Annotated in this window: 16 protein-coding genes; 4 read left to right on the top strand and 12 right to left on the bottom strand. The window is 52.6% G+C overall.

The window, feature by feature from the left end:
- Positions 1-59: 59 nt before the first annotated feature.
- The 12 genes from EDC52_RS12125 to dnaA form a co-directional block, all read right to left on the bottom strand.
- The gene (locus EDC52_RS12125) at positions 60-1,025 is read right to left on the bottom strand and encodes a dihydrodipicolinate synthase family protein (protein WP_131865596.1); all 966 of its coding nucleotides are present in this window, start codon (positions 1,023-1,025) and stop codon (positions 60-62) included.
- Positions 1,022-2,683: a signal transduction protein gene (locus EDC52_RS12120; protein WP_131865595.1), complete on the bottom strand. Its 1,662-nt coding sequence runs from the start codon at positions 2,681-2,683 to the stop codon at positions 1,022-1,024. Before EDC52_RS12120 ends, EDC52_RS12125 begins: the two co-directional genes overlap by 4 nt.
- Positions 2,684-2,707: 24 nt before the next feature.
- The gene (locus tag EDC52_RS12115) at positions 2,708-4,300 is read right to left on the bottom strand and encodes an FGGY-family carbohydrate kinase (protein WP_131865594.1); all 1,593 of its coding nucleotides are present in this window, start codon (positions 4,298-4,300) and stop codon (positions 2,708-2,710) included.
- Between the two features lie 433 nt (positions 4,301-4,733).
- Entirely contained in the window at positions 4,734-5,354 is a 621-nt protein-coding gene (locus tag EDC52_RS12110; protein WP_131865593.1) for a 2-dehydro-3-deoxy-6-phosphogalactonate aldolase, read from the bottom strand.
- On the bottom strand, positions 5,341-6,237 hold the full coding sequence (locus tag EDC52_RS12105) for a 2-dehydro-3-deoxygalactonokinase (RefSeq protein ID WP_131865592.1): 897 nt from the start codon (positions 6,235-6,237) through the stop codon (positions 5,341-5,343). Before EDC52_RS12105 ends, EDC52_RS12110 begins: the two co-directional genes overlap by 14 nt.
- Positions 6,234-6,932, bottom strand: a complete 699-nt coding sequence (locus tag EDC52_RS12100) for a FadR/GntR family transcriptional regulator (protein WP_131865591.1) — start codon at positions 6,930-6,932, stop codon at positions 6,234-6,236. The genes EDC52_RS12105 and EDC52_RS12100 overlap by 4 nt, the downstream gene beginning before the upstream one ends.
- Positions 6,933-7,196: 264 nt before the next feature.
- The gene (gene yidA, locus EDC52_RS12095; RefSeq protein WP_131865761.1) at positions 7,197-8,012 is read right to left on the bottom strand and encodes a sugar-phosphatase; all 816 of its coding nucleotides are present in this window, start codon (positions 8,010-8,012) and stop codon (positions 7,197-7,199) included.
- 781 nt (positions 8,013-8,793) lie between these two features.
- Positions 8,794-9,705, bottom strand: a complete 912-nt coding sequence (locus EDC52_RS12085) for a hypothetical protein (protein ID WP_131865589.1) — start codon at positions 9,703-9,705, stop codon at positions 8,794-8,796.
- Between the two features lie 324 nt (positions 9,706-10,029).
- The gene (gene gyrB / locus EDC52_RS12080) at positions 10,030-12,444 is read right to left on the bottom strand and encodes a DNA topoisomerase (ATP-hydrolyzing) subunit B (RefSeq protein WP_131865588.1); all 2,415 of its coding nucleotides are present in this window, start codon (positions 12,442-12,444) and stop codon (positions 10,030-10,032) included.
- 18 nt (positions 12,445-12,462) lie between these two features.
- Entirely contained in the window at positions 12,463-13,557 is a 1,095-nt protein-coding gene (gene recF, locus EDC52_RS12075) for a DNA replication/repair protein RecF (RefSeq protein ID WP_131865587.1), read from the bottom strand.
- A 24-nt stretch (positions 13,558-13,581) separates the two neighbouring features.
- The gene (gene dnaN, locus EDC52_RS12070) at positions 13,582-14,682 is read right to left on the bottom strand and encodes a DNA polymerase III subunit beta (protein ID WP_131865586.1); all 1,101 of its coding nucleotides are present in this window, start codon (positions 14,680-14,682) and stop codon (positions 13,582-13,584) included.
- A gap of 1 nt (position 14,683) precedes the next feature.
- The gene (gene dnaA, locus EDC52_RS12065) at positions 14,684-16,069 is read right to left on the bottom strand and encodes a chromosomal replication initiator protein DnaA (protein ID WP_131865585.1); all 1,386 of its coding nucleotides are present in this window, start codon (positions 16,067-16,069) and stop codon (positions 14,684-14,686) included.
- A 638-nt stretch (positions 16,070-16,707) separates the two neighbouring features.
- On the opposite strand from dnaA, the gene rpmH reads away from it, so the two are divergent.
- Genes rpmH through yidC form a run of 4 tightly spaced genes read left to right on the top strand, consistent with a single transcriptional unit; the run spans position 16,708 to position 19,090 of the window.
- Positions 16,708-16,851 carry a 50S ribosomal protein L34 gene (gene rpmH / locus EDC52_RS12060; protein WP_131865584.1) on the top strand — a complete coding sequence of 48 codons (144 nt, stop codon included), beginning with the start codon at positions 16,708-16,710 and terminating at the stop codon, positions 16,849-16,851.
- Between the two features lie 18 nt (positions 16,852-16,869).
- The gene (gene rnpA / locus EDC52_RS12055; RefSeq protein ID WP_131865583.1) at positions 16,870-17,229 is read left to right on the top strand and encodes a ribonuclease P protein component; all 360 of its coding nucleotides are present in this window, start codon (positions 16,870-16,872) and stop codon (positions 17,227-17,229) included.
- On the top strand, positions 17,193-17,450 hold the full coding sequence (gene yidD, locus EDC52_RS12050) for a membrane protein insertion efficiency factor YidD (protein WP_131865582.1): 258 nt from the start codon (positions 17,193-17,195) through the stop codon (positions 17,448-17,450). The genes rnpA and yidD overlap by 37 nt, the downstream gene beginning before the upstream one ends.
- A gap of 2 nt (positions 17,451-17,452) precedes the next feature.
- Positions 17,453-19,090 carry a membrane protein insertase YidC gene (gene yidC, locus EDC52_RS12045; RefSeq protein ID WP_131865581.1) on the top strand — a complete coding sequence of 546 codons (1,638 nt, stop codon included), beginning with the start codon at positions 17,453-17,455 and terminating at the stop codon, positions 19,088-19,090.
- Positions 19,091-19,154 lie beyond the last annotated feature (64 nt).

Here is a 19,154-nt window from a genome sequence, read left to right as displayed (position 1 = left end):
TAGGTATTGCATTTAGGGCATGTCTGCGGGAGTACCGGCCATCGCATCCGGCATCAGGTTTAGACGCAGGACGTTTTCTCCAGCAGGCCGGGATAGCGCTGCTCTAGCCCCTCACCCAGGCGCACCATGCTATCGATTGCGTCCGGGAAAAAACTGTCACCAAACCCTGCAGAACTGCGTACCCGGCAGTGAATGGTGCTGAAATTACCCAGTTTTTGCTGCCAATATTTAGCGCACGCAGGATAATCCAGATTTTCCGCCAGCGCAGCTGTTGAAAGATAATCGCTGACCGTTTGCGCAAGTTCCGGCTGGTTGCGCCAGTTTTCATACAGCCAGACGTACATTTGCGGATGAAAATTAGCCATAATGCCGCTGTAGGCATGGCAACCTGCCTGCCATGACGCCAGGAGCGTCTGGCTATTGGCGTTAGCCAGATGCAGGCGCGTCCCGTGTGTCAGAGCAAGCCTCCGTCTCAGCGTTGGCAGGTGACAACAGGTATCTTTGATAAAGGTGTAGCGATTGCTCTGGGCGCACCAGCGGACGGTCTCATCCGACAGCAGACGCTTATAGGGCCAGGGACATTCATAAATGCCTAAATCCACCCGGTCCGGCAGCCGCTCAGTGAGGTCCATCAGGGATGCCAGCATCTTCCGGTCCGGCTCTGCCTGCAGCGCCAGGCGATTACTGATAAGAATAAGGCCATCAATACCGGTTTCGGCCATCTGGTTAAGCTGTTCAACCTGCTGACTAAAGCCGCTGGCCGTATGGCCGGAGGCAACGACCGGCACCCGGCCGTCTACCTGCTCGACGATACGCCGCACCAGTTGGCACGACTCTTTGTTGCTCAGAAAAAACATTTCGCTGGACTGGCAATCGGCAAACAATCCATGTACTCCAGCCGCCAGATACCACTCCACCAGTTTTTCCAGCGACGGCCAGTCGATTTCCCCGCGGCAGTCAAAAGGCGTAAGCATCACTGGCCAGATGCCGGTATATTTTTGAACAGAGGCGGAAACCGTCGTCATTGTGCAGACTCCTGGATCAGAGTGATGGCCTCACCGGCGATCCGTACCCGGATGCCGAGCGTCAGTGCCTGAGCGACAAACGCCCGCAGCACCTCAGTCAAATGGCCGGCATCCACATAGGCGATGGTCAGGTGGTTACTTTGGTGGCCAGCCATCAGACTGTCGCGCCCTACGCCATCCAGCACCGCATTAAGCAGCGGCCACTGGTAATTGGTCGCTTGCCGGCGGCGTTCGAACTCCTGCTCCGGCAACTCTACGCCGGTGCCGGTGCCGATATGCATCACCACGCCGGAGCCCTCATAATGAGCGCGAGCCCAGATAAAGCGTCCCGCCTTACCCTGGCCGGCAATGGTCGACCCACCATAGGGGAAAAACATCGCCGGTTGGCGATAACCGGTAGCACCCGCGATCCCGCCCTTGAGATGCGCAAACGGCACGGCTCCAGAAATCTCCAGATCCCAGTAAAATGTGCCCTGATACAGGCTGCCCCAGCGAATATCATGCAGGGTGGTTTCGGCCGGCAGCGATAAGGCATCCAGCAACCGCCACAGCATCACCTGGGGAATGGCGCTGCCCATGTCCACTTCATTGACACAGGGAATAGCCTTACCGGGCCAGATTATTTCGCCGTTTTCATCCGGGATTGGAAAACGCTCGGCATTACCGATGGCTCCTTCAGCGAAATCAGATGCCGCACAGCAGTCCTTCAATCCCTGCTGATATTGCACCCCAATCGCCGCTAGACCAAAGCGCTTCACAAAACGAGCCATGGCAATCATCATCGCGCACTGTTCCAGGACTTGCTCCCGGGTTAAGGAGGTGGCGCCGTCAGTGCCGAAATCAAAATGCATTCCGCGCTGTTCATACCATTCCAGGCACTCCCGGCGCAGCTCATCCGGCACCTTGGCCATTTCAACCAGCAGCGCTGACTGGGACAGCGATTCAATAGGAATGCCGGTATTCACCATCGCCTGTTGGGGGAAAACACCGTTAATCATGCCCATACAGAAGCTGTCAAATAGGCCGACAATGGCTTTATGCTGCAGAATATACTGTCCAACCCGTCGGCCAGCCTGACCAGCGGACGTGGACATCACCGGGTGCGTCGCCGGAATATCGCGCAGATAGGTGGTTTTATGAGTCAATACGCCATCACGCAGCCAGGTCGACAGGCCCTGCAGGAACAGCTCATCATCAAAATTCTCCGACCACAGTCTGGAATAAGCGGCACCCAAACTGGTCAGACTCCCGGCCATGCACAGCATACCCACCAGCCCCGGCCAGGTACCGTCAAAGTTTGCCAACAGCAATACTGGCCCTCGGTGATGCACCAGTGAAGGGGCTAAATGATGGGAATACTGCCATGCGGTCAGCAGCACAATAATCGGGGCATCCGGATCTATCGCGGAAAAAAGACGACTGCCCTGCTGTTGGCTACTGATAAAACCATGCCGGCGGTCGATATCAACCGGATGGGCGCGTTTCATTCGATACCCCAACCGCTCCAGGGCGTCGTTAAGCTTTTCTTCATACATTTTCTGCGTCGGCCAGCAGGTCACATTGGCCGATTCACGCAGATCGGCATTAGCCACCAGCAAAATTTCCTGCGGTCCGACGCTGATTAACGCCGGCGAAGGCGGAAGGGTTAATTCCAGCATATACAACTCCTGATTGATAATGAGTCAGCGCCACCGGCGCATTTGTTGCCAGGCGTACTGCGCATCCTGATACAGCTTCAGATACACCTGATATTTAGCCTGATGAAAATCGGCGTAGCGGGGATCGGTTCTGATGACGTCCCCGGGACGGACCAACGCGTGCGCAGCTTGAGTCAGAGAAGGAAAGACGCCGGCAGCGGCAGCACCCAGCAGAGCGGCGCCCAGGGTCACGGCGTCTTCTTCGGCAGAGAGTTCGATATCACAGCCGGTGACGTTGGCATACTCTCGCAGCCACAGTGGATTTTTGGTTGCACCACCACACATCACCAGTCGAGAAATATGATGACCGGATTGATTCATGGTCTCGATAATATGCCGAGTACCATAGGCAATGGACTGCAGAGTGGCCAGGTAGAGGCGGGCCAGCTCATCCCGACCTTGTCCCAGCGTCAGCCCGATGATGGCTCCGCGGGCATCCGGGTCCGACCGGGGTGAACGATTGCCGTGATGATCCGCCAACACATGCAATGCGCGGGTCGGTAATGGGTCCCGCTGCTCAAGGTCGCTGACCCATTGATTGAGCAGCTGATATTCGCTGCAGTTTTGCCGCCTGGCCAGCTGCTGCAGCTCGGCTCTATAGGCATGCTGCGCAAGAGTCCATTCCACCAGCGAACCGGCGGCGCTTTGCCCGCCCTCGTTGAGCCAATAGCCGGGCAGCATCGCGCCCCAGTAAGGCCCCCACACGCCGGGGACCATTACCGGATCGGCACTCACCAGCATATGGCAGTTAGAGGTTCCGCTTATCACTGCCAGCGATCCTTCCGGCCGGGTGCTGACCAGCGCCAGCCCGCCGGCATGAGCGTCAATGATGCCTCCGGCGACGATAGCATCGGTGGTCAGGCCGCATTCCCTGGCGGCTTCGGTACTGAGTCGGCCGGCCGGCTGCCCCAGTTCCAGAATGGTCGGCGGAATTTTTTGCCGCAATTCGCCCAGGCCAACCGCCTCCAGCAGCGAATCACTGAATGCCTTTTTATGGGACAGATAGTTCCATTTGCAAGCCAGGGTGCAGACGCTGGCGGCATCAATGCCGGTCGCCCGCCATACCATAAAGTCGGCTAAATCGAATAAGCGCCATGCCTTTTGATAGCGCTCAGGAAGATGGCGTTTCAACCACAGTGCCTTGGGCAGTTGCATCTCAATACTGATTTCACCGCCTACAAAATTCAACGCTTCATCGGTAGTGGCGTTCAGTTCGGCGGTTTCATCGCCAGCGCGATGATCCATCCACATAATGATGTCATGACACGCATCATCACCTAGCTCACTCACTGGAATGCCATTGCCGTTTTCATCAATCGCCACCAGCGAACAGGTCGCATCAAACCCGATGGATGCCACCGCTTGAGGAGAGATACCTGCTTGCCTGACCGCTTCACGGATTGCCTCACAGGTTTGCTGCCAGATTTCACGAGAAGACTGCTCTACCCTTTTAGGCGCGGGCCGAAACTGATTTATGGGTCGAACCGCAAAGGCCAGCCGCTCGCCTGCCTGGGTAAACACCCCGGCTCTCACGCTGGCTGAGCCGACATCTACTCCCATAAAGTAATGTTCTTTCATGCTGCAGCCCTCTTGCTAAGTCGAGTTAGCAATGTAAGCAAAGCATTTTATGCAGGCAAATAATTTCAGCTTAATTTGTGAGCACGATCATTTAGGAGCTAATAACAGATTGTTATGACTGATATTAATATTTGCTGTTTTCCCACCAACCCGATAAGGCGACGGTACCGCGACGTTAAGCGTGGAATGAGCAATAACGCGCAGCGTCGGTTGCGGCAAAAGGCGATCGGCCAAGACTGGAGCTGTGCTGACGACGATGAGCGAGAGAAGGGGTCTACTGCGGGTCAATACGGTATATGCTGGCTAACAATGTGCTTGGCATCACAGCGGCCGGGGCAACAGCGATGATCGAAAAGCCTGCCGAAAAACGCCGGTGATCCGCTCTCGCCGGCGCTTGAGGCATCGCCGACCCGCTAACCGGCCGGCGCACAGATTACTTAGCGGTGGCTTCCCGATAGGCGCGCACGAAAGCTTTCGCCTGCTCAATGGTGCGGCTGACAGGCTGACCGGCACGGTACAAGTCGCCCCCCAGGCCCGCGCCGATACAGCCGGCCTTCAGATAGAGATGAAGATTATCCGGCGTGATGCCGCCGACGGCGAATACCGGCACTTCCGGCGGCAATACCGCTTTAAGCGCTTTGATATAATCCGGCCCGAAAGATATTGAAGGGAATATCTTCAGCGCCTGGGCGCCGGCATCCAGCGCATTAAAGGCTTCTGTAGCGGTGGCGCAGCCCGGGCATGCGCTCATGCCATGGCTAACCGCACGGCGAATAACCTCAGGCTGAATATTCGGCGTCACCAGCAATTTGCTGCCGATAGCCGCCAACTCATCGACCTGCTCGGGCTTCAATACCGTCCCGGCGCCAATCAATGCCCGATGACCGAATGTTTTCACCGCCAGGGCAATACTTTCTCGCCAGTCCGGTGAATTGAGTGGTATCTCCACCGCTTCAAAGCCGGCATCCAGCAATGCGCCGACATGTTCCAGCACTTCGGCCGGCGTGATACCGCGCAATATAGCGATTAACGGTAAACGATCATTCCAACTCATGGGCAATACTCCTGATTCCAGCCTGGAAGCATTTATCGCCATCCAGTAACTTGTGGTTGAGACCAGCATGATGCAGAGCCTGTTGATAGCGTGCGGCCAATTTCGGATTACCAATGACCGTCACGGTCTCGCCGCGGCCTATTTGCCAATCCTGCTGCATTTGGGCGACTTCATTGCCGATAAGCAAGCCTGACAACCATTCACTAACCGCACTCTTGTCCAGCTGTTCCAGCACGTGGGCCGCCCGGGTTTCGAACAGGCAACGCAGAATATTGCTCTGGGCAAATCCCTGCTCGACGCCCTGCATGAATACCTGTGGAGCGGATTGCTGTTCGGTCAGGCCTACCCCTATCAATGACTGTTTCATCAGCAAATGGTGCAACTCACCGGTCATGACGGTACGAAAATCATTCAGCGTGCCGCCTTCATCTACCCGCACCCACTTCGAATGGGTGCCTGGCATCAAATAAAGCGAATCCTGTTCAGATTGCCAGGCGCCGAGCAGTTGGGTCTCTTCTCCGCGCATGACATTGCGGTTGGTATCGCTGACAATGCTGATGCCGGGGATAATCCATGCGTTGCGCGGCGCCGCCTGTTCTACTTTAGTGAGGCGGCCGGCAATATCGGTCAACCGGGTTGGGCAGGGCAAATACGGCACTGACACCCAACCGGCGTTGCTGCCCACCATACCGGCCATAATGATTGGCAGCGGATGCTGCTGCCAGCGGGAAATCACCTCAGTGAAGACCTGCAGGGGACTGCGGCCTTCAAGTCGGGTTACCCCAGCCTCGGACTGTATGCTGTCTGCCACTTTACCGTCCAGGCAAAGCCAGGCGCGTAAATTGGTCGACCCCCAATCAATTGCGATGTAACTGTTGCTCATGTAATGTCCTTCAACCGTTTAGTCGAGCTGGCAATCATGTTCAATGCCGCCTGCTCCGCCGCCTCGCTGTCCTGATGCCGAATGGCGTCATACAGATCCCGATGTTCCTGCAGCGTGCGCGGCATATTGCCTTCATCTGGCATGTAAGTCCGTTCAAATACTGCACGCTGCAATGAGCTGATTGCGACACCCAGTTGCAGCAGAACCGGGTTATGAACCGCGTTGAGCACCGCCTCATGAAAACGAATGTCCGCTTCGTTGAAGGCGTCCCGATCATTATGCAGGGCTATCATGTCATTCAGGGCTGACTCAATGACCGCCAGTTCGCTTGAGGTCGCCCGTTCGGCCGCCCATTTGGCCATCGTCGGCTCCACCAGATTACGGACCTCGGACATAGCGGCGATAAGGCGCGGATCATAGTCGCGAGCCAGCACCCACTGCAGTACGTCGGTATCAAGATAATTCCACTTGTTGCGCGGGGTCACAAAAGCCCCGCGATAGCGGATAATTTCTATCAAACGCTTGGCCATCAGGGAACGGAGCACCTCGCGAATGATGTTGCGCGAGGTAGCGAATTCTTCGCACAGCTCCACCTCTGACGGCAAGCCAGAACCGGGCGTATATTTCCCACTGATGATTTGTTGGCCCATCTCATGAATGAGACGATCGGTTTTGCTCAGAGCCTGCTTGTCCATAACCATCCTGTAGAAGAGACAAAATAGGTATTACTTTATCACTTCAGCTCGGTGAGTCGCAGCACTGCAGCACAATTTTGGGCTAAGTTGTCTCAACTCGAAAATCATTGTAGCACTAGATTTTATAATTGTACTACAATGAAGATCACAGTTTGGCTAAGAAGGGGCAAATGAAACGATGCCGTGAAAGCATCGTCCTAGCTGGCGTGTACCGCATCAGTTCATGATCGTGGCAACGGTGGGTGTGTCGCATGTTTATGCTGTTTATGCATCAAGTACAAACTTGTGAATAGCGACGGCTACCCCATCTTCCATGTTGGTTTTGGTAACATATTGGCTTGCGGCTTTAACTTCATCAATCGCATTGCCCATGGCCACACCCGTACCCGCATAGTTAATCATCGCGAGGTCATTGGCCTGGTCACCCAGTGTCATCACTTCACAAGCGTCGATATTCAGCTTATCTGCCAGCGCCTTGACCGCTGCGCCCTTATTGGCTTTTTTATTCAGTAGTTCAAGATAATACTCAGCGCTTTTCATAATGGTAAAACGTTCAAAGGCTTCGGCGGGAATGCGGCTGATAGCGTCATCCAGTACCTTGGGATCGTCGATCATCATCACCTTTGGGAACGTCATATCCGCAGTCATTTCGTCAACGGTTCGGAACTTGAAAGGCATACCGGTCAAAGACGCTTCATAGACCGTATAGCGGCTAATGTCGCGGTTAGCGGTATAAAGCGTGGTAAAAGTTAATGCATGAAAGTGCACCCCAAGCTGGCGTGACAGGCTTTCAAGATACCGGTAATCATCGATATTGAGCGTCGCCTGGGCCAGGCAATCACCGTTGGTTGTACGCTGCACTAATGCACCATTATTGGTGATGCAGAAGTTATCGTCCTGTTTGAGATCCAGCTCAAGCAGATATTTATCAATTCCAATAAAGGGACGTCCGGTCGCCAATGCGACATAAACCCCTTTTTCTCTGGCCGCGCCTATAGCCTGTTTTACCGCCGGAGTAATCTCATGCTTGTGATCCAGCAGCGTCCCGTCCATATCGATTGCTATCAGTTTTATCGCCATCAGAACCTCTTTTTCATGGCCGGGAAATGAAAGCTTACGCCATGCCACCTCAGGCATTACTTACCCGGCAAGGGTAGAATAGCGCAGATCGGCCGACGATATTAAGCGGAGTTTATTAAAGTGGGGCGGGTCAGGGCTTCGTATCACATGTGATAGCGTGGACGGTAAACACAGCTCTACACCAATAGAGGCGTACCAGGCTGATCGGCCTAATCAAGCTAATCAGGCCAATCAAGCTAATCAAGCTAATCAAGCTAATCAAGCTAATCAAGCTAATCAAGCTTATATCCCCCATAAAATAATCGCATATAGAATGACTGTGAAATATATAAATAAAGGGAATGTTTAATTTATATAACCTTATTTGATTAGACATCAGATGGAAAGATTATATTATTGAGCAACGAGAAATATATCTCCACCCCGAGCATATATCTCGGTCCCATCAACCACTTCCAAGGTAAATGCATATATGAAATGTGAAATAATAATTATAACTCGTCAATCCAAAGGCAATCTCCTGATTAATGTTTTTATTAATGAATTGAATGAAATAAAATTTATAACAGTGAAATTATCTCTATCTCCATTCAACACCAAAAATATTACTTATCATTGATTGGTGACTTTATTTATACGGCTTTTAGAAGACAGGCGCCGCTTATGGAAAAGCGATAGAGAAAATATTATTTTTATTTTTATTTAAATTCATTTAATAAACGAATTTCGAATTAGGCTTACTATAGTGCCCTACCCATATCGCCTGTAAGGTCAACAGGGGCTAAGGCGCTATTTTTTTATGATTCTCTTGATATTTGGTTAAACTTAACTGGCATTTGCTGTGTTTTCGGTGGTTTATCTGATTGATACCTATAACAGACCGATAAGCCAACCCTCCCCTGTAGCCAAATGGCTTGTTTGAGCAAAATATGTTTTCGAAATGCTGATTGTATTTAATTTGCACTTTAAGCAAAGGGATTACTTTATCCCACACCACAAATGCACGTAATTCGATCATTCCTTTGTCCGCTACTTTATCCAGCACAGACTCTGCCAGAGTAAGTTCGACTCTTGTGTAGTTATCATCTCCTGCGTTTGGCCTTATAACGGTAGCAAGCAGGTGGTGCTCGCGGTTAAGCCACAAAGATAAGATATCATCCAGGTTACCATCGCTTCTTTTCTCTTTTATGGAAAAGAAATTCACATCGGCACAGCCAGCTACAGAAAAGCGCATGACATAGGCCGACAATGTATTAGCTGATTGGAACTTTTTGGTGCTGATACCGATCAGCGGTTTTTTAAGAATATTATTCATATTGTCAGAGACCGCAAAATCCAGGCTGTCTAGTCCGTTATGATTATTAACCGAGATAATATTATTTTTTATCGCCTGAACCAGGCAATTGCCTGTACATAACCCTTTTGTAAAATCGTCTATGTTTATATCTACCCACACATGCCTCAATATTTTTTTAGCATCGCCGCGGAAAAAAATCTTGGTGGATTTTATCTTTCTCCCCATGGCTCGTGGCTTTAACATATTACATTGGTAAGAGAAAAAAGGATGATCTGCCGTATTCCTTACCTCACGGAACATCACCTGGTCTCTATATAAGAAAGTTGAGGGCGTAAAGAGTGGCGGCAACTGAACTGAGGTAGTAACTGCATGGGCAGCGAGTGCGGTTGGATTCATTTTTTAACACCCATATAAAGTCCAAAAAATTCAATTCTTAAAGGCATATTATTAATCCATCTAGATTAGGGCCTGCATTCAAGACAACACATTCATAATCCCTATTTAAGCCTGGTCATCACTTATTTAGGAAATGACGTGATTATGTTAATTTCAAAGTGAAGGTAATTACTCTATATGAAAGAATCATAATCGTTTAGAAACGAAACCACCGCTGTTGATTATCTGACACCACCCATAGATTAAGCATCTGATATCGTTATAAAAAAACGCCACGCATTACTGCGGGGCGTTTTTATCGTTGGCCTGGCCATGCTCAGTACATCAGATATCGATGTTGGCTGCTTTCAGGGCATTTTCTTCAATAAATGCGCGGCGCGGCTCTACAGCATCACCCATCAGCGTGGTGAACAGCTGATCGGCTGCAATGGCATCCTTTACGGTTACACGCAGCATACGCCGGCTTTCAGGGTCCATGGTGGTTTCCCACAACTGTTCCGGGTTCATTTCACCCAGGCCTTTATAGCGCTGAATTGCCAATCCGCGACGGGATTCCTTGACCAGCCACTCCAGGGCCTGCTCAAAGGATTCCACCGGCAGACGGCGTTCGCCACGCTCGATATAGGCATCTTCTTCAATCAGGCCGCGCAGTTTCTCACCCAGCATGCTGAGCTTACGATATTCGCCGCCGTGAATGAATTCGAAATCCAGCACATAATCGGTATCGACGCCGTGAGTCCGAATGCGCAGCAGCGGATCGAACATCTGACGTTCGCGGTTCTCGCGCAGCTCAAAGCTATAGCTGCTGCCGTGCTTCTCATTGGTATTCAGAGCATCGACCAGGCCGGAAATCCAGGTTTTGACGCTTTCCTTATTGCTCAGTTCGGTTTCAGACAGCACCGGCTGATAAATCAGGTGGTTCAGCAACGCGCGTGGATAACGGCGTTCCATACGGCCGATCATTTTCTGTACCGCATAATGCTCTGCGACCAGAGCTTCCAGCGGGGCGCCGGCAAGTGCAGGCGCATGGGCGTTAGCATGCAGGGTAGCCCCGTCCATCGCCAGGGAAATCTGATACTGATCCATCGCCTCGTCATCCTTGATGTACTGCTCCTGCTTGCCTTTCTTCACTTTATATAATGGCGGCTGAGCAATAAAGATGTGGCCGCGTTCGATAATTTCCGGCATCTGACGATAGAAGAAGGTCAGCAGCAGGGTACGGATATGCGAACCATCAACGTCCGCATCGGTCATGATGATAATGTTGTGATAGCGCAGCTTGTCCGGGTTGTATTCGTCCCGGCCGATGCCGCAGCCAAGGGCGGTGATAAGCGTGGCCACTTCCTGGGAAGACAGCATTTTGTCAAACCGAGCTTTCTCGACGTTAAGGATTTTACCTTTAAGCGGCAAAATGGCCTGATTCTTACGGTTGCGGCCTTGCTTGGCCGATCCGCCGGCGGAGTCACCCTCCACCAGGTACAGCTCGGAAAGCGCCGGATCGCGCTCTTGGCAGTCAGCCAGTTTACCCGGCAGACCCGCCAGGTCCAGCGCCCCTTTACGGCGGGTCATTTCACGGGCTTTACGGGCGGCTTCACGGGCACGGGCGGCATCAATGATCTTGCCGACGACAATTTTTGCATCGCTGGGGTTTTCCAGCAGGTATTCGACCAGCCGTTCATTCATCTGGGTTTCAACCGCGGTTTTAACCTCGGATGAGACCAGCTTGTCTTTGGTCTGGGAAGAAAACTTGGGATCGGGCACTTTAACCGATACCACCGCAATCAGGCCTTCCCGGGCATCGTCACCGGTAGCGCTGACCTTGGCCTTTTTGCTGTAGCCTTCTTTATCCATGTAGGAATTCAGCGTACGGGTCATGGCCGCACGGAATCCTGCCAGATGGGTGCCGCCGTCGCGCTGGGGTATATTGTTGGTGAAGCAATAAATATTTTCCTGGAAACCATCGTTCCACTGCAGCGCCACTTCCACACCAATTCCGTCTTTCTCAGTCGAGAAATAAAATACGTTGGGATGAATAGGGGTCTTGTTTTTATTCAGATATTCCACAAAGGCCTTGATGCCGCCAATGTAGTGGAAATGATCTTCTTTATCGTTGCGTTTGTCCTTCAGGCGAATGGAAACGCCGGAGTTCAGGAAGGATAATTCACGCAGACGCTTGGCAAGGATGTCGTACTGGAATTCGAGATTGTTGGTAAAGGTCTCGAAGCTTGGCCAGAAACGCACCGTGGTGCCAGTCTGATCGGTTTCACCGACCACCGCCAGCGGGGACTGGGGTACGCCGCCCTTATAGGTCTGCTCATGAACTTTGCCTTCACGGCGAATCACCAGCTCAAGTTTTTCCGACAATGCATTGACCACCGAAACACCCACGCCATGCAGGCCACCCGACACTTTATACGAGTTATCATCAAATTTACCGCCGGCATGCAGCACCGTCATGATGACCTCTGCGGCAGAGATGCCCTCTTCTTCATGGATACCGGTTGGAATACCGCGGCCGTCATCCTGCACCGAGACCGAATTGTCTTCGTGGATGACAACGATGATTTCTTTACAGTGGCCAGCGAGCGCTTCGTCGATAGCGTTGTCCACAACCTCGAATACCATATGATGCAGACCGGTGCCGTCATCCGTATCACCGATATACATCCCCGGGCGCTTACGCACCGCGTCCAGGCCTTTCAGTACTTTGATACTTGAGGAGTCATAAGAATTCGACATCAACGTTTCTCGCTCATATTAAACTTCGGATTGAACACTTATTTTACCCTGTTCCACATGGAACATCTTGCCCTTTTCATCAGTAATATCACGGATTTGATCCGCACTGACGGCACTGACAAAAACCTGGGCTCCGGTGGCTTTAAGGCGCTCGGCCAAGAGGCGGCGCCGGCCGATATCCAGCTCGGAGGCGAAGTCGTCTATCAGGTAGAGACAGCGCCGGCCGTTCTGGTGGGTAAGAAATTCACCCTGCGCCAGCCGCAGGGCGCACATCAATAACTTCAACTGCCCGCGGGACAGCATATCTTCCACCGGCACGCCGTCGGCACGGATACGAAAATCGGCTTTATGAGGGCCAGACGCCGTATAGGTCAGCGCCCGATCGCGCTCGAACTGGCGCTCCAGCAATTCACCGTACTCACTTTCCCGGTCCCATCCGCGGCTGAAGGTGAAATCAAGACGAAATTCCGGCAGGAACTGCGCGCACGTTGCGGTAATATCCGCCGCTATCGCCTGACTGTACTCAGCACGCCATTGGCTTATCTGGGCTGTCAGTGGGATGAGTTCCTGATCCCAGGCGCGCAGCTGGGCGTAGCGACTGACCTGACGCAGGGCGGCATTTCGCTGCTTGAGCACCCTTTTCAGATTGACCCAGGCGGTAAAAAAGCCCGGCTCATTGTGAAAACAGCCCCAATCCATAAATGCACGGCGGAATTTCGGGCCACCGTTCAGCAATGTAAAGCCTTCCGGTGTAATCAACTGCATGGGAAGCAGTTGGGCAAGCTCGGCCACTTTGTGTCCATCGCTGCCGTCTATACGGACTTTACTGTCCCCCTGGCGGCTTTTACTCAGACCTACAGAGGTCTCCCGGCCAGCTTCCTCACTACTTTCTATACGGCCGTGCAGGACAAACTGCTCCTGTTCATGTCGAATCACCCGTCCTGCCTGAAGGCTGCGGAATGCCCGCCCGTGTCCGAGGGTATAAATAGCCTCCAGGACGCTGGTCTTGCCGCTGCCGTTGGCGCCGACCAGGAAATTGAAATCACTGGCCAGCGCCAAATCGGCAGACTCGATATTACGAAAATTACGTATCAGTAGACGCGACAGGGCCATTTAACACACTACCTTACCACATCTCTAGAGACGCATCGGCATAACAACGTAAGCGGCCGCCTGGCTGGCGCCGTCTTCGATCTGCACGCTGGACACGCCATCGGTCAGCAACAAGCGCACATCTTCGCATTTAAGCGCATTGAGCACATCAAGCACATAACTGACGTTGAAGCCTATTTCCATTTCCGTTCCCTGATAGACCACGTCCAGGATTTCTTCTGCTTCTTCCTGCTCAGGGTTGTTGGCGGTGATTTTCAGCTGGTTACTGCTGAGATAAAGCCTGACGCCGCGGAATTTCTCATTGGAAAGAATGGCAGCGCGCGCGAAAGCCTGCTTGAGCACATCACAGCCGGCCTCCAGCGTTTTGTCAGGATTTTTGGGCAATACGCGACGATAATCCGGGAATCGGCCGTCAACCAGCTTGGAGGTAAAAATGTAATCTCCGACGCTGGCGCGAATATTATTGCTGCCGATCTGCAGCTTTACCGGCGTTTCACCGCCGTCGAGCATTCTTACCAGTTCCATAACGCCTTTACGCGGCACTATGACCGAGTGAGACGGCAACGGCTGCCCTACCGGCATGGCGCATACCGCCAGGCGATGACCATCCGTTGCCACGGTGCGCAACTCTTCGCCTTCGGTTTCAAACAGCATGCCGTTCAGGTAGTAACGCACATCCTGGTGAGCCATGGAAAACTGGGTTGATTCGATCAACCGTTTCAGCGTCGCCTGGGCCAGGGTGAATTCAACTTCACTCTGCCAGTCGTCAAGATTGGGAAAATCGGTTGCCGGCAGCGTAGAAAGAGAGAAACGGCTGCGGCCGGAGCGAATAAGCAGGCGATCGCCGTCCAGCATAATCGTCAGTTCGGCGCTTTCCGGCAGACCGCGGCAAATATCAAAGAATTTGCGCGCCGGAACGGTAGTCGCTCCCGGTTCGTGCGGTTTTGCCAAGGCGACCCGCGCCACCATTTCCATCTCCAGGTCGGTGCCGGTCAGAAGCAGGTTGCCCTCCGTCACCTGTAATAATAAATTGCCCAGGATAGGGAGTGTCGGGCGCCCGCCTAACGGGCTACTTACCTGTTGCAGTGGCTTTAGCAGCTGCTCGCGTTCAACGATAAATTTCATATTAGGAAGATAATGTTCTGATTAAGTTGGAGAAATCTTCTTTGATATCGTGGCTTTCTTCACGTAACTGCTCTATTTTGCGACAGGCATGCAGTACTGTGGTGTGGTCACGCCCGCCAAACGCATCGCCGATTTCCGGCAGACTGTGGTTGGTTAACTCTTTAGACAGCGCCATCGCCATCTGTCGTGGCCGGGCCACCGAACGGGAGCGCCGCTTGGACAGTAAATCGGCCACCTTGATTTTATAATATTCCGCTACCGTTTTCTGGATATTATCAATTGTGACCAGTTTTTCCTGCAGGGCCAGCAAATCGCGTAATGCTTCACGCACAAAATCAATCGTGATGGCGCGCCCGGTAAAATTGGCATTGGCTATTACCCGGTTCAACGCCCCTTCCAGCTCACGGACGTTGGAGCGCAGACGCTTGGCAATAAAGAACGCCACTTCACCCGGCAGTCTGATGTCATTCTCATCAGCCTTCTTCATTAATATGGCAACGCGGGTTTCAAGCTCAGGCGGCTCGATGGCGACGGTCAGTCCCCAGCCAAAACGCGATTTCAGCCGATCCTCAACACCATTGATCTCTTTGGGATAGCGATCCGAAGTCAGGATGATCTGCTGATTACCTTCAAGCAATGCATTAAAGGTGTGGAAAAACTCTTCCTGAGAACGCTCTTTATTAGCAAAAAACTGAATGTCATCGATTAATAATGCATCAACTGAACGGTAGTAACGCTTGAACTCTTCGATGGCGTTATTCTGCAGCGCCTTGACCATGTCCTGGACGAAGCGTTCGGAATGCATATACACCACTTTGGCATTGGCTTTACGCGCCATGATGCCATTGCCTACCGCATGCAGTAAGTGGGTTTTACCCAGGCCGGTACCGCCATAAAGGAACAGCGGATTATAGGCGCCGCCCGGATTATCGGCGACCTGACGAGCAGCGGCGCGCGCCAGCTGATTGGACTTACCTTCGACAAAGTTGTCGAAGTTATGCTTCGGATTGACGTTGGAACGATAAGACAGTTCAGGCTGCAGCGGGGCATTGTCCCAGCTGGGGCGGGTCGGGCGCGGCCGGGCCATTGGCGCAGGCGCTTCGCTTGCATGAACCACCGGCTGGGACATCACCGCCGCAAGCGGCTTGCTGCCGACTTCAAAGCGCAGCAGCGGCGCGTTGGTGCCACAAAAGTCGTTTAACAGCCCATTGATATTGTTTAAGTATTTGTCACGCACCCAATCAAGGACAAAACGGTTGGGGGCATACAACGCCAGAGTGTTGTCACTCAGCTCCGCCTGAAGTGGGCGTATCCACATACTGAATTCTGTAGCAGGTAACTCATCCTGTAACCGGGCAAGACATTGCTGCCAAAGCGAAAGTGACACGGCGGACTCCAATCGAACAAGATCAACAAAAAAGAAAAGAAACAAACTGTATGATTCAGGATCATCTTTTTGACACAGAATACCGCGATAGCAATCTGCGAACCGCTTTACACGGTTTACAACGACAGGATGCCCAGGGATCCGGTCGAAGATTGCGGATCATAACGCAAACAGCGCCGGAGATCCTCCTCTTCATACACAGAATCGATCCTTTTTATCCACAGGCGGGCTCGGGCAGCATAAGAGTGTAACTGATTATATCCGCGCTGGATAAAAAGTGAGCCCTAAGGCCCGCGAAATTAAGCATAGTCTTAATTCGGCGGTCTGCGCGGGAACAAAGATCCTGATAATCTGGCACTGGATCCCGGCTGATCCTTGCGCTTTGTTGCGGAACCCGTATAATTCTTTGCCCTACGCGTGACGCCTGAGTATCCCCGGCCTGAAGTTCAGGACGGAGATGCCGATACGGCCGCGGGTATATCAGGTGAGTAAAACGTGATGAGAATTGACTCAGGACTGTACAATTATTACAATCCCGCCTCTTTATCTTATGCGATTGAGGCGTCGGTCATTTTCACGCCGACTAGCCAAACGCGTTTACTGTGTAGTTAATTATCCAAGTTTAGGTAGAAATCGCCATGAAACGCACTTTCCAACCGTCCGTATTGAAACGCAACCGTACCCACGGTTTCCGCACTCGTATGGCAACGAAGAATGGTCGTCTGGTTTTAGCGCGTCGTCGTGCTAAAGGCCGTACACGTCTGACCGTTTCTTCTAAGTAATAAAAGCTAACCCACCGAGTGGTTAAGCTCGCTTTTCCCAGGGAGTTACGGTTGTTAACTCCCACTCATTTTACTTTCGTCTTCCAGCAGCCACAACGGGCAGGCACGCCGCACATCACCATCCTCGGCCGCCTGAACATGCTGGGGCATCCCCGCATCGGTCTCACAGTCGCCAAAAAACATGTTAAACGAGCTCACGAACGTAACCGCATCAAGCGACTTACCCGTGAAAGCTTTCGTTTGAACCAGCATGATTTACCCGCCATGGATTTTGTTGTGATAGCCAAAAAAGGGATCGCGGATTTAGACAATCACGCGTTGACGGAAGCATTGGAAAAACTATGGCGCCGCCATTGTCGCCAGTCTCAACACTGCTGATTGGGTTGATACGCGGCTATCAACTTTTTATCAGCCCGTTGCTGGGGCCTCATTGCCGGTTCCGGCCAACGTGCTCTCAGTACAGTATTGAGGCAATACGCAGATTTGGTGTGTTAAAAGGCAGTTGGTTGACATTGAAACGCGTATTAAAATGCCATCCTTTGAACCCAGGTGGTGCCGATCCTGTGCCGCCGAAAACCAACGATAACAGAGAAAACTAACAATGGATTCGCAACGCAATCTTCTTGTCATCGCTCTGCTGTTCGTGTCTTTCATGATCTGGCAAGCATGGGAGGCGGACCACAATCCGCAGCCTACGGTCCAGACTACGCAACAGACCGCGAACACGCCTGCCGGTGACACAGCAAACCAGGGAGTGCCCGCCAGTGGCCAGGGGCAGCTGATTACGGTGAAAACCGACGTGTTGTCGCTTTCGATCAACACCCGCGGTGGTGATATCGAGCAGGCCCATCTGCTGACCTACCCGGATAAACTGGGTTCCACTCAGCCTTTCCATTTGCTGGAAACCTCAGACGAATTTGTTTATCAGGCGCAAAGCGGCCTGACCGGCAAAAATGGCCCGGATAACCCGGCCAATGGCGAGCGCCCGCTGTATACCGCTAACCAGGACACCTATGTTCTGGCGGATAACCAGAGCGAACTTCGCATTCCGCTGACCTTTACCGCGGCCAATGGCGTTGTCTATACCAAGACCTTCATCCTCAAGCGCGGCGACTATGCCCTGAGCGTGGATTACGGTATCCACAATACCAGCGCCGAACCGCTAGAGCTGACCCTGTTCGGCCAGCTGAAGCAGTCTATCCAGTTACCGAAAGCACGCGATACCGGCAGCAGCAACTTCGCCCTGCATACCTACCGCGGCGCGGCGTACTCAACGACTGACAACAAGTATCAGAAATACAGCTTCAGCGATATCGAAGACGAAAACCTGAGCATCACGACTCAGGGCGGCTGGGTATCCATGCTGCAGCAGTATTTTGCCACCGCCTGGATACCGCGCACTCAGGGCACCAATACCTTCTATACCACCAATCTTGGCAACGGCCAGGCGGCGGTAGGTTTCAAGGCAACGCCGATTACCCTTCAGCCCGGCGCCCAGCAAAACCTGAACGCCACCCTGTGGGTGGGTCCTGAAATCCAGGACAAGATGGCCGCTATCGCGCCGCATCTGGACCTGACGGTCGATTACGGCTGGTTGTGGTTCATTTCTCAGCCGCTGTTCAAATTGCTGAAATTCCTGCAGACCTTCATCGGTAACTGGGGCTTCTCAATTATTGTCATCACCTTTATCGTCCGCGGCATCATGTATCCGCTGACCAAAGCGCAATACACCTCGATGGCGAAAATGCGCATGCTGCAGCCTAAATTGGCGGCCATGCGTGAGCGTATCGGTGACGACAAACAGCGCATGAGCCAGGAAATGATGGCGCTGTATAAATCCGAGAAGGTCAATCCGCTGGGCGGCTGCCTGCCGCTGGTTATCCAGATGCCGATCTTCCTGGCGCTGTACTATATGCTGATGGGCTCCATCGAGCTGCGCCATGCGCCATTCGCACTGTGGATACATGACCTTTCCGCGCAGGACCCGTACTATATCCTGCCGATCCTGATGGGTATCACGATGTTCTTCATCCAGAAGATGTCGCCGACCACCGTCACCGATCCGATGCAGCAGAAGGTCATGACCTTCATGCCGGTTATCTTTACGGTGTTCTTCCTGTGGTTCCCATCGGGCCTGGTGCTGTACTATATCGTCAGTAACCTGGTGACCATTCTCCAGCAGCAATTGATTTATCGTGGCCTGGAAAAACGCGGACTTCACAGCCGCGACAAAAAATAACCCCGGTTATTTCCCCACGAGATATCCCTGCAAAGGCGGTCACTATGACCGCCTTAATTTTTGA

Source organism: Biostraticola tofi (assembly GCF_004343195.1).
In the GTDB taxonomy this organism is placed as follows: Bacteria; Pseudomonadota; Gammaproteobacteria; order Enterobacterales; family Enterobacteriaceae; genus Biostraticola; species Biostraticola tofi.
The sequence above is the reverse complement of the archived record's forward strand: the minus strand, read 5'-3'. Positions and strand labels throughout refer to the sequence as shown.

Coding starts and splice junctions, on each gene's coding strand:
- EDC52_RS12085 (WP_131865589.1), bottom strand. CDS start 9,705: ATGAATCCAACCGCACTCGCTGCCCATGCAGTTACTACCTCAGTTCAG.
- EDC52_RS12100 (WP_131865591.1), bottom strand. CDS start 6,932: ATGGACAAGCAGGCTCTGAGCAAAACCGATCGTCTCATTCATGAGATG.
- rpmH (WP_131865584.1), top strand. CDS start 16,708: ATGAAACGCACTTTCCAACCGTCCGTATTGAAACGCAACCGTACCCAC.
- EDC52_RS12110 (WP_131865593.1), bottom strand. CDS start 5,354: ATGAGTTGGAATGATCGTTTACCGTTAATCGCTATATTGCGCGGTATC.
- dnaN (WP_131865586.1), bottom strand. CDS start 14,682: ATGAAATTTATCGTTGAACGCGAGCAGCTGCTAAAGCCACTGCAACAG.
- recF (WP_131865587.1), bottom strand. CDS start 13,557: ATGGCCCTGTCGCGTCTACTGATACGTAATTTTCGTAATATCGAGTCT.
- EDC52_RS12105 (WP_131865592.1), bottom strand. CDS start 6,237: ATGAGCAACAGTTACATCGCAATTGATTGGGGGTCGACCAATTTACGC.
- yidA (WP_131865761.1), bottom strand. CDS start 8,012: ATGGCGATAAAACTGATAGCAATCGATATGGACGGGACGCTGCTGGAT.
- gyrB (WP_131865588.1), bottom strand. CDS start 12,444: ATGTCGAATTCTTATGACTCCTCAAGTATCAAAGTACTGAAAGGCCTG.
- yidC (WP_131865581.1), top strand. CDS start 17,453: ATGGATTCGCAACGCAATCTTCTTGTCATCGCTCTGCTGTTCGTGTCT.
- EDC52_RS12125 (WP_131865596.1), bottom strand. CDS start 1,025: ATGACGACGGTTTCCGCCTCTGTTCAAAAATATACCGGCATCTGGCCA.
- yidD (WP_131865582.1), top strand. CDS start 17,193: ATGGCGCCGCCATTGTCGCCAGTCTCAACACTGCTGATTGGGTTGATA.
- EDC52_RS12120 (WP_131865595.1), bottom strand. CDS start 2,683: ATGCTGGAATTAACCCTTCCGCCTTCGCCGGCGTTAATCAGCGTCGGA.
- EDC52_RS12115 (WP_131865594.1), bottom strand. CDS start 4,300: ATGAAAGAACATTACTTTATGGGAGTAGATGTCGGCTCAGCCAGCGTG.